Here is a 10067-nt window from a genome sequence, read left to right on the forward strand (position 1 = left end):
TCGCATTCCACCGATGGCCGGTGGCCGCGACCTAGACTCAAATCCCATGCGCCAGTCCGAGATCGCCCTGCCGGCGTGGGCGCGACTGTCCCTGGCGCACGCGGTCGTCGAGCACCTGGCGCGTGACGCCGGAGTCGATCTGCTGCACATCAAAGGACCGGCAACGACCGCCCGCTTCCGGCTCGCCGGGCGGACCAGCAGCGACGTGGACGTCCTCGTCCGGCCCTCGCACGTCGCCCGCCTGACGAGTGCCCTGGAGGCCGCCGACTTCGAGCCGCGCACCGGGTTCGAGTCCGGATCCATCTTTCGCCACGCCGCCAATCTGCATCACCGCTACTGGGGGTGGGTCGACGTGCACCGCTTGTTCCCCGGCTTCGGGGTCGACGCGTCGGTCGCGTTCGAGCAGCTGTGGCAGCGTCGGGGCACCGCCACCATCGCGGCGTACGACGTGCAGGTGCCGAGCGTGCTCGACCAGGCCCTCCTCATCCTCCTGCACGGTGCTCGGGACACCGCTCGCGGACGGGTGGACATCGACCGGGTCCGGGCAGCACTGACCGCCGCGGAACTCGATCAGGTCGAGCGTCTGGCGCGCGGGTTGGGGGCAGAGGTCGCCCTCGCGGCGACCAGCGGAGATCTCGACCGTTTCCGGGACCGCGCCGAGCACGATCTGTGGGTGGTCGCCTCCGAGGGCGGCACCCGGCTGCAGGAGTGGCGTGCCCGTTTCCGGGCCGCGACCACGCTGCCGGAGAAGGCGAAGCTGTGCGGCGAGGTGCTGCTGGTCAACCGCGACCACCTGCAGATGCGACTGGGACACGAACCCTCACGCGCCGAGTGGCTGCGTGCGACAGGCCACCGGCCGGTGGTGGCGCTGCGCGAGCTCGGCACTCTGCTGGCCCGCCGGCTGCCCGATCGTCGCAGGCGCCGATGAGGCCGGGGTACATCGTCCCGGACGGCGTCGCGTGGGTCGTCGGCGACGACGAAGACTCCCACGGGCCGGCCGTCTACCTGACGCAGGTGAGGGCCGGTGTGCCGATCGCGCTGGAAGGCACGGCCGCCCAGATCTGGGACGCCGCGCGCCTCGTGCCCGCGGACGAGGTCGCCGAGGAGATCGCGGTGGCCACCGGACAGTCGACGGATGCGGTCAGGCACTCCGTCGAGAGCTTTCTGGCCGAACTGATCGTGCGCGGACTTCTCCAGGTGCGAGAACCCGATTCGGGGGGTCTGGACGGGTAGCATTCCAGCTGCCCACCCGGGGAGGATCGGCTCCGTCGATCACGCCTCGCCCCTCGGCCAAGGATCAGAAGACCACGTGACCGTCGTCGATTTCCTCCGGCTCAGCCGCGCCAACTGGCATGTGCTGCTGCTCGCGATCGTCGTCTGCACTCTCGGCGCCTACGCGTACGTGCAGAGCCTGCCGGTCACGTACGCGTCGTCGTCGTCGGCATTCGTGCAGGTAGGTGGCACCGGCAACATCGCCGACACGATCAACGGCAGCCAGGTGGCGCAACAGAAGGCGCAGGCCTACACGACGCTGGTGGGCACACTGCCGGTCGCCAACGAGGTGTCCAAGGCCACGGGCATCCCGGTAGGCCGAGTGGCCGGGCACATCTCCGCCAGTGTCGGTACTGCCGCTCTGATCACCGTCTCGGTCACCTGCAGCACCCCGTCCGACTGTCCGAAGATCGCCAACGCGGCCCTGGTCGCGACCGCGAACACGGTGAAGAGCCTGGAGAGCGACGGCGGTCAGACCGTCATCCGGGTGGTCCCGCTGCAGAACGCGTACGGCGACGGCGGTCGGATCAGCCCCAACGTCAAGAAGCACGTCGAGGCGGGGTTCATCGCCGGGGTCGTGCTCGGCTACCTCGTCGCCATCCTGCGGTTGATGCTCGACCAGCGGCTGCGCACTGTGGAGGACGTCGAGACGATCACCGGCACCGGCACTCTCGGCATCCTGCCCAAGACCTCGATGCTGCGCGGGAGCTCGCGGCGGGACGCCGACCCGCACTCGCACGCCGGTGAGGCGCTGCGCCAGCTGCGGACCAACCTGCGGTTCGTCAACGTCGACAACCCACCGCGCGCCATCGTGGTGACCAGCCCGAACCCGGGTGAGGGCAAGTCCACCGTCGCCTCGACCCTGGCGCGGGTCCTTGCGGACGCCGGCACCCCCACCGTCCTCATCGACGCCGACCTGCGCCGCCCGACGGTCGCCGAGGTCTACGGCATCGACGGTTCGGTCGGGTTGTCCCAGGTCCTGGCCGGCACCGTGGAGCTGGAGGACGCGCTGAGCGCGGTGACCACGGACAACCTGCAGATCCTGCCCGCCGGGCGCGTCCCGCCGAACCCGTCGGAGCTGGTCGGCTCGGACCGGATGCGCTCCCTCATCGCCACCCTGCGCGAGCACCACATGGTCATCATCGACGCACCGCCGATCCTGCCGGTCACCGACGCCGGGTTGCTGGCCGCCGCGGCCGACGGTGCCGTGCTCGTGGCGGTGATGGGCCGGACGGCCAAGGAGCAGCTCCGGGTGTCGGTCTCAATGCTGGAGCGGATCAACGCCCGGTTGCTGGGAAGCGTCATCAACCGCGCACCGGCGCGGGGGATCGGCGCCGCCTACTACGGCTACGGCTACGGCGGCTACCGGCGGGCGAGCCAGCGGTACTACAGCTCCGAGGCCACCGAGACGACGACCGGCACCGCCGGCGCGAGCGCCACCACTGACACCGCCGGCGCCGTCGACGACGACGCAGCGACCGTCGGCAGCCGCAGCGAGCGGCACGTGCACCTCAAGCGTCGCACGAAGGTCTGAGGTCGAGCGGGCTGACCTCAGCCCGGCTCAGCCGGTCGTGAACCGGGCGACCGACCGCTGCAACTCCTCGGCGAACCGGGCCTCGTCGAACGTCGCGGCATGCCGGCTGATCACCTGCCGGTCGAAGGGGAGCTCGCGCAGCCGATCCAGCGCGCGGGAGATCGCCGGACTGCTCGGCTCGTCGAAGAAGACCCCGGTGACGTCCTCGCGCACGGTGTCCAGAAAGCCGCCGGCGCGCAGGGCCACCGCGGGGGTGCCGTACGCCGCTGCTTCCAGGACCGTCAGTCCGAAGTCCTCGTAGCTGGCCGCGACCAGAGCCGACGAGTGCTGATAGCACCACCGCAGGTGAGCGTCATCCAGTTGCGGGGCGAAGGCCACGTTTGGGGGTGCGGCGCGCCGTAGTTGCTCGCGCATCGGTCCGTCACCGACCACGAGCAGACGCTCGGGGCGCCCGACGTACGCCGCGAGGACCTGGTCGACGTTCTTGTAGGGCATCAGCCGCGCCACCAGCAGGTGGAACGGTTCCTCGGGCACTTGCGGCGGTCGGGCCGTGGGCCCCGTGATGTCGATACCGAACGGCGGGTGCAGCAGGTCCGCGTCGATGCCGTACACGTCGTGGATGCGCGTCTGCACCACCCGGGAGTTGGCCCAGTAGTGATCGGCGCGCGCGGCCGCCGCGCGGTCCCACCGCACCAGCGGTGCGCGTACGGCGAGGGCCGCCAAGCCGCGTGGGCTGCGCCAGGAGCGTCGTCCGACGTACTGGTCGGTCAGGTAGAGCCAGCGGGCGGGGGAGTGGCAGTAGACGAGCATGCGGCCGTCGGTGCGGAAGCCGTGCGACCAGCCGCTGGTGGATGCGATGACCACGTCGGCGCGGATGTTGATACGGCCCACCGTGGACGCGAGCATCGGCAGCGCCAGACGGTGTTCGCGACGCAGCGGGGCGATCTTGTTTAGCCCCGAGGTCACGACGTTGGCATCGCGGAACTCCGGGAACGTGCGGTCCGGTGCATAGAGCGTGGTGTAGATCGGCGCCTCCGGGAAGGCGCGATGCATGGCGAGGACCACTCGCTCGGCGCCGCCACGTTGGGTGAGGTAGTCGTGGGCGATCGCCACGGTCGGCTCACTCATGCCGGTCGCTCACACTCCCTGCTCTTCAAGGCCTTTCGGCCGATGCTGACGCATCAACGATAGGCACTGCGGAGCACCATTGGCGCTGCGGAGTCCCGGTAGGCTGCCGCGACAGCAGATGGCCTGCACGGGGAGATCGATGACCAGCGCGCGACCGGTGTACGACGCCCGTTGGATCGGCCCGCACGGCATCGGCCGGTTCGCCGCGCAGGTGCGGTCGCGGCTCACAGGGGAGTACGAGGACCTGGCCGGCGCGGCGCCGGTATCGGCGCGGGGGCTCGCGCAACTGCAGCAGCTGACGTTCGCGCGAGCGGGTCGTCCGCGCCTGTTCGTCAGCCCGGGATTCGCGGCGCCGCTCGGGTGGCGCGGACCGGTCGTGCTCACCCTGCACGACCTGATGCACCTGGATGTGCAGGGTGAGGCCGGCCGCGGTGTGCGCAGCTACTACGAGCGAGTGGTGCGCCCCGCGATCCGGCGAGCGCCGTTGACGCTCACCATGTCCCAGCACGCCAAGGGTCGGATCGTCGCGTGGTCCGGCGTGGACGGCAGCCGAGTCCTCGTCGTCGGCAACGGGGTCGACGCGTCGTACACGCCGCACGGACCGGTGCATGAGCCCGGGTACCCCTATGTGCTCTACGTCGGCAATCACAAGCCGCACAAGAATCTGCCGGTGCTGCTGCGGGCGATGACCGACCCGGGGCTGCGCGAGCTGCACCTGGTGATGACCGGGGCACCGGACCCCGTCACCATGCGTGCGGCCGTCGATCTGGGTCTGGGGGAGCGGGTGCATCCCGCCGGTCTGATCCCCGAGGCGCAACTCCCGTCGTACTACCGCGGGTCTCAGGTGGTGGCGATGCCGAGCCGGTACGAGGGCTTCGGGTTGCCGCTGCTCGAGGCCATGGCGTGCGGGGTGCCTGCGGTCGGCGGGGACGTGACCGCCGTTCCGGAGATCGCCGGGGACGGTGCGCTCCTCGTGGACCCCCGTGACATGGACGCGGTCGCGCAGGCACTCGTCGCTGCTGTGCACGACACCGCGGTCCGCGATCGGCTGGCGGTCGCCGGGCCGAGGCGGGCCGCGCGGTTCGACTGGGACGTTGTGGGCCGCTCGGTGGACCGGGCGCTGCGCTCGATCGACGTTCCCTGACGCGCACCCTGACGCCGTTCGCGTTCGTTGACGGTGTTCGAACGCCGTCAATGATGATGAACGCCGTCAGCGTCAGGCTGCGGGTTGGCGACCGGGTCGGCAGGGCATTCGTCCTGGGGTGAGGTCCCAGGTGACGCTGGTGGTGGTGACCTGGGCGGTGAGCAGGTCGCGGTGGACGATGGTGTGGTGCCTGGCGCAGAGCAGTGCTGCGTTGGTCAGTGTTGTCTTTCCGCCGGCCCACCAGGGCCTCACATGATGCGCGTCGCACCAGTCGGGTGGCCGGTCGCAACCGGGGAAGGTGCAGCCTTTGTCGCGGTGGATGATCGCGGTGCGTAGGCCGCAGGTGAAGAGGCGTTTGGCCCTGCCGACGTTCAAGGGTTCAGAGTCTGTGCCGAGGACGGCGGGGATCAGGTCGGCGTCGCAGGACAGCCTCCGGAGAGTGCCGGCATCGAGCAGCTCTCCGTCGGTGGTGTGCCCGACCCCGGGCAGGTACGTGGGCGCAGATCCATTTGCTGCTGAACCGTGTTCGCTGAGCTGGTCGAGCCGGCCCGCGCTGCGGAGTCCCTCGTAGAGGGTGTTGTAGTCCAGGGTGACCAGGATTTTGGCGGTCCCGCCGAATTCTCCGACGGGCCGCGGGCTGCTGCCGTCCAAGACCCCGGCGGCGGTGTCGACCAGCCGCACCAGCGCGTCCGCGCGGCGCTTGGCCGGAGTGCGGGTATCCCGTTCGGGCGTCTCGGTCTCCAACGGCGAAGCTGCACCCGGCGCGCTGCCAGAGGGGCCAGGGTGGGTGCTGGTCGAACACTGTTGTGGTGCGGGTGCGGGTGCGGACAGGGCGCGGAGGGCGTGTTTCACGGCCGCGGCGTGCCCGCTCGAGAGTTCGGCGACGAACCGGGTCAACCCGGAAGGGAGGTCGGACCAGTACACCGACTCACATTCCTGCTGACGTTCCTCGTCCCGCACGAGTTGTTCGGGCGCGAATTCGCCGACGATCCGGGTGGACAGCTGCCGCAGCGTGCGCCAGCCGTGGTCGGACAGCGACAGGTAGCGGCCCAACAGGTCGTCGCGGTCCGCGGTCGGCAGCAGCGGCAGGACCCGGGGCACTTCCCGCAACGCGGCCGCCGCGGCCGGCACACTCGCCGACCCAGAAGCCAACGCCTCGGCCACCACGTCGTTGCGGGGATCAGCGCAGTCGACACCGACCGCCCCGACCCGGCGCACCACGGTCGGCTCGACGCCGACCGCCTGCCGGGCAACCCACGCCGGGGCCCCGGTCGCGGTCGAGTTGGCGACCGTCCCCCGGCTCAACGCCTCGGCGGTCACCAACGCAGCGACGTTCTCGAAGCGGGACCCGATCCGCAGCATCGACCCGACCACCGCACCCAGGGCTGCCTCGTCCAACTGCCACAACGCCCCGGGCCACTCCTGCAGGTCCGCGGCGACCTGCTCCAGATGGGCCATCAACCGGGCACCCGTCCCCGGCGCAGCGGGCTGACGTGTCGCGTTGGTCAACTCCGCCATGGCCCCTCCTCGGCTGCTAGCTGATACCCCGTCCGTATACCGTGAATCATACACGTGTTCGATATCGACAGCAAGGGCAGATGACACGAAAGATGCTGCGAATATTGATCATTCGTGAAGGAGTTATCCACATCCCCCTCTACCGACGCGTTCGTTTCCAGGGCTATCCACACCCCGCGATCAACAGTTGGCCGCACGGCACTCGGGCCCCTGTGGAGCGGGTCAAACAGGGGGGCGCCGACTAGCCGTCGAGTGAGTCCTCGACCTCGTCGCTGTCGCTGTCGTGCCGCGGTATGTCGATATCGGGGTAGGGCTGCACGGCGTACATCAGCAGATAGGTACGCCGCTGCGGGTCGCGGCCGTGGGTGCGATCGGCCCAGGTGGTGATCACGTCGTTGAGTTCCTCGGTCAGACTCTTGGCTTCCTCATCGGTGAGGCGCAACGCGGTGTCGCTGATGGTGACCACCGCCTTGTCGTCGACCGCGGTCCTGCGCAGGGCGGCGCTGATGGCCGCGTGGGCCCACTGCTCGAAGTGGGTGCGCCACACGGCGCTGGCGGCCCGCGTATCGGGGGAGGCCTCGAGCTCGCGCATGTTGATGTTGTAGCCGCCCTCGGCGACCACCTTCCACACCCGGTCGCGCCGGTCGCGGGCGGCCTCGGGCGCTTCCTGGACGACGCCGTACTTGGCGAGCTGGCGCAGGTGGAAGCTCGCCTGGTTGGCGGGGATCCCGAGGTCCTGAGCCAGATCGGCGGCACGGGCCGGCCCCGTCGCGGTCAGCTCGGTCAGGATCCTGTTGCGCACCGGGTGGGCGATGGCCCGCAGTGTGCGCGGGTCGTGGACTGGGGTGCTGACCCGTCGCTTGGACACCATGCGGGCACCTTATCAATCCCGCACCATCTATTGCGCAACACTAGTTGCGCAAGCTAGCGTGCGGAATATGAGAGGTTTTCGAGGGCTGACCCACCAGCGCGACTTCACCCTGTTGTGGGTGGGGGAGACGATCAGCGAGCTCGGCAGCCGGGTGAGCATGTTCGTCTTCCCGCTCATCGCCTACGCCCAGACCCACTCCACGCTCGCGGCAGGGCTCGCCGAGACGGCCAACCTGCTCGGGGTGGCCGCCATGCTGCTGCCGGCGGGCGTGCTCGCCGACCGGTTCGACCGGTGCCGCATCATGCGATGGGCCAGTGCCGCGGGCCTGATCCTCTACCTCTCACTGGTCGTGGCCATCGGCCTGCACCGGCTCACCCTGGTGCACCTGGTAGCGGTCGCGCTCGGCACCGGTCTCGCCGCCGGCGCCTTCTCGCCGGCCGAGGTCTCGGCGGTGCGCAGCGTGGTCCCCACCGACCTGCTTCCCACCGCCCTGGCCCAGAACCAGGCCCGCCAGCACGTGGCGTCCCTGGTGGGCGGACCGATCGGGGGAGCGCTCTACGGACTCACGCGGTGGATGCCGTTCGCCGCGGACGCCGTGTCGTACGCCGTCTCCTGGGTGCTGCTCGGACGCATCCGCACCGATCTGACCGCGCCGGTCCACGCGGAGCCCCGTCGGCGGGTGCGCACCGAGTTCGCGGAGGGGGTGCGCTTCGCCGTCGAGCGGCCGTTCTTCCGGGTGCTGCTGGTGTGGGCGCCGCTGCTCAACCTGACCATCAATGCGATCAGCTTCACCGCCGTGCTGCGACTCATTCAGGCGGGTCGCAGCCCGGTGCAGATCGGTCTGGTCGAGACCGCCGCCGGCATCTGCGGCATCGCGGGCGCCATCTGCGCGCCCCGCGTGGTGAACGCCGTTCCGACCGGACTCCTCACCGTGCTGGTCGGGTGGAGCTGGGTGCCCCTGGCCGTGCCGCTGATGTTCTTCAACACGCCACTGGCGGCGGCGGTGTCGCTGTCCGTCGGGATCTTCCTGAACCCGGCCGGCAACTCCGGGATCGGCGCGTACCGGTTGCACATCACCCCGCCGGAGCTGGTGGGACGCGTGCAGTCGGTCAGCCAGTTCGTGTCGTACCTGCTGCTGCCGCTCTATCCCGTCGTGGCGGGACTCGCGCTGCACCGGTTGGGCGGGCCCCAGGCCATCGCCCTGCTCATCGTCCTCACGGCCGGTGTCGCGTTCATTCCGACGCTGAGCCACGCGGTGCGGTCCGTGCCACGCCCCGTGGAGTGGCCGCCCACGGCACGCACCACCAAGGAGGTCGCCGCGTCAGACCGGTGAACGGGTCGCGGCCGACGGCAGACGGACGTCCGGGCGGGACCGCTCCCACAGGCCGAGCGCGGGCGGCGCCTCCGGATCGTGCATCCGACGCCGGCTGAGCGACAGGTGGCGCAGCGCCACGCCGACCGCGATCATGGCCGGCGGCGCGAGGAAGACCTCACCGAGGTTCGCCCCGCACACCAGGACGCCGATGAGCGAGGCCTCGATCCACGGCTTGCGGTGCTCGTCGGGCAGTCGCAGCAGATTCCAGAGCAGCAGGGCGTAGATCGCCACCACGATCAGGAGCAGTATCCAGCCTCCCTCGGCGCGCAGGGCGAGGTAGGAGTTGTGGAAGAAGAAGGTGTCACCGTCGACGTTGGTCCGCGCGGTGCCGGCGCCGTGCCCGTAGAGCGGATTCTGCGAGACGGTCAGCCGCTCCGCGCGAGAGATCCTACGACGCAGGGCGTCACTGCCGCCGCGACCGGCGAAGATGCCGGTGGCGTAGTCGGTGGCCGGCAGGGTGTGGACGTACCACATGACGGCGCCCACCACGACGACCCGGACCCAGACCCGCACCCGATCTCCCACGGCCACCCACAGGATGACGATCACCATCGCGAAGAGGGAGGTGCGCGAGAAGGTGGCGAAGACCGCCGAGGCTCCCGTCAGGGCGATCAGTGCGCGCGCGAGACGGGTGCGGACGTACGCGAGTGCGACGCACCCGAGCACGACCAGGCACAGGCCTGCGTTGTTGGGGTCGCCCCACCCGCCGACGAGCCGCCCCGCGTACCCGTTCGCTCCGAGCGTCCCCAGGCCCCAGAGCGACCCCAGCACCACCGCGATCCCGGCACCGCGGGCGATGGAGATCACGCACAGCCGGCCCGAGGCGATCACCAACACGAGCAGGGCTTCCATGCCGATGTTCGCCAGCCGCTTGGTGCCCGACACGTGGTTGAGATAGGAGCTGACGAACAACCATCCGGGGATCGCGAGGGTCAGCCACACCCCCCAGCTCGGGCGGGCGATACCGCGGGTGGGCACGACGAACGCGGCTCCGAAGACCGCCGCTCCCAGGAACAGCGAGGTGGGCGGAACGGGAAGTCCGGCGCCGTACTTGTCGGCGGCGAGGGAGGCGAAGATGAGCAGCACCGAGAGGGTGGCGGAGATGACCCACGGGTTGTCCATCCGGTCGAGCGCGCCCGGGACGTCGGCATCCTTGGGCTGCCGGTGCTCGGCGACCGCGCGGTCCTGCAGCAGGGTCATGGAGGTCTTCCGGGTGGGCGTCGTA

The 10067-nt window shown here is 70.3% G+C and carries 9 protein-coding genes; 5 read left to right on the forward strand and 4 right to left on the reverse strand.

The features are described from left to right. The first annotated feature begins 46 nt into the window (after positions 1-46). The 3 genes from J4030_RS08720 to J4030_RS18485 all read left to right on the forward strand — a co-directional run bounded on the left by J4030_RS08720 (position 47) and on the right by J4030_RS18485 (position 2806). Positions 47-928, forward strand: coding sequence for a nucleotidyltransferase family protein (locus J4030_RS08720; protein WP_208048834.1), 882 nt, complete (start codon positions 47-49; stop codon positions 926-928). Then, positions 925-1233, forward strand: a complete 309-nt coding sequence (locus J4030_RS08725; protein ID WP_208048835.1) for a PqqD family peptide modification chaperone — start codon at positions 925-927, stop codon at positions 1231-1233. Before J4030_RS08720 ends, J4030_RS08725 begins: the two co-directional genes overlap by 4 nt. A 76-nt stretch (positions 1234-1309) precedes the next feature. After that, on the forward strand, positions 1310-2806 hold the full coding sequence (locus J4030_RS18485; RefSeq protein WP_208048836.1) for a polysaccharide biosynthesis tyrosine autokinase: 1497 nt from the start codon (positions 1310-1312) through the stop codon (positions 2804-2806). A 27-nt stretch (positions 2807-2833) separates the two neighbouring features. On the opposite strand, the gene J4030_RS08735 is transcribed toward J4030_RS18485, so the two are convergent. Continuing rightward, positions 2834-3934 (reverse strand): glycosyltransferase, encoded by a 1101-nt coding sequence (locus J4030_RS08735; RefSeq protein ID WP_208048837.1) that lies wholly within the window; start codon positions 3932-3934, stop codon positions 2834-2836. A gap of 139 nt (positions 3935-4073) precedes the next feature. Between J4030_RS08735 and J4030_RS08740 the strand changes: the two genes are divergently transcribed. Beyond that, positions 4074-5078 carry a glycosyltransferase family 1 protein gene (locus tag J4030_RS08740; protein ID WP_208048838.1) on the forward strand — a complete coding sequence of 335 codons (1005 nt, stop codon included), beginning with the start codon at positions 4074-4076 and terminating at the stop codon, positions 5076-5078. Positions 5079-5150: 72 nt separating this feature from the next. Here J4030_RS08740 and J4030_RS08745 read toward each other — a convergent pair whose 3' ends face one another. Together J4030_RS08745 and J4030_RS08750 are read right to left on the reverse strand one after the other, a co-directional pair. Then, on the reverse strand, positions 5151-6596 hold the full coding sequence (locus J4030_RS08745) for an HNH endonuclease signature motif containing protein (protein ID WP_208048839.1): 1446 nt from the start codon (positions 6594-6596) through the stop codon (positions 5151-5153). A 241-nt stretch (positions 6597-6837) separates the two neighbouring features. Next, positions 6838-7467 (reverse strand): helix-turn-helix domain-containing protein, encoded by a 630-nt coding sequence (locus J4030_RS08750; RefSeq protein WP_208048840.1) that lies wholly within the window; start codon positions 7465-7467, stop codon positions 6838-6840. A 67-nt stretch (positions 7468-7534) separates the two neighbouring features. Here J4030_RS08750 and J4030_RS08755 point away from each other — a divergent pair, with 67 nt between their 5' ends. Continuing rightward, the gene (locus J4030_RS08755; protein ID WP_208048841.1) at positions 7535-8800 is read left to right on the forward strand and encodes an MFS transporter; all 1266 of its coding nucleotides are present in this window, start codon (positions 7535-7537) and stop codon (positions 8798-8800) included. Here J4030_RS08755 and J4030_RS08760 read toward each other — a convergent pair. Continuing rightward, complete coding sequence (locus J4030_RS08760) at positions 8789-10042, reverse strand: hypothetical protein (RefSeq protein ID WP_208048842.1); 1254 nt, start codon at positions 10040-10042, stop codon at positions 8789-8791. The genes J4030_RS08755 and J4030_RS08760 overlap by 12 nt on opposite strands. Positions 10043-10067 lie beyond the last annotated feature (25 nt).

Origin of the sequence: Allobranchiibius sp. CTAmp26 (assembly GCF_017565405.1) — a bacterium.
GTDB lineage: Bacteria > Actinomycetota > Actinomycetes > Actinomycetales > Dermatophilaceae > Allobranchiibius.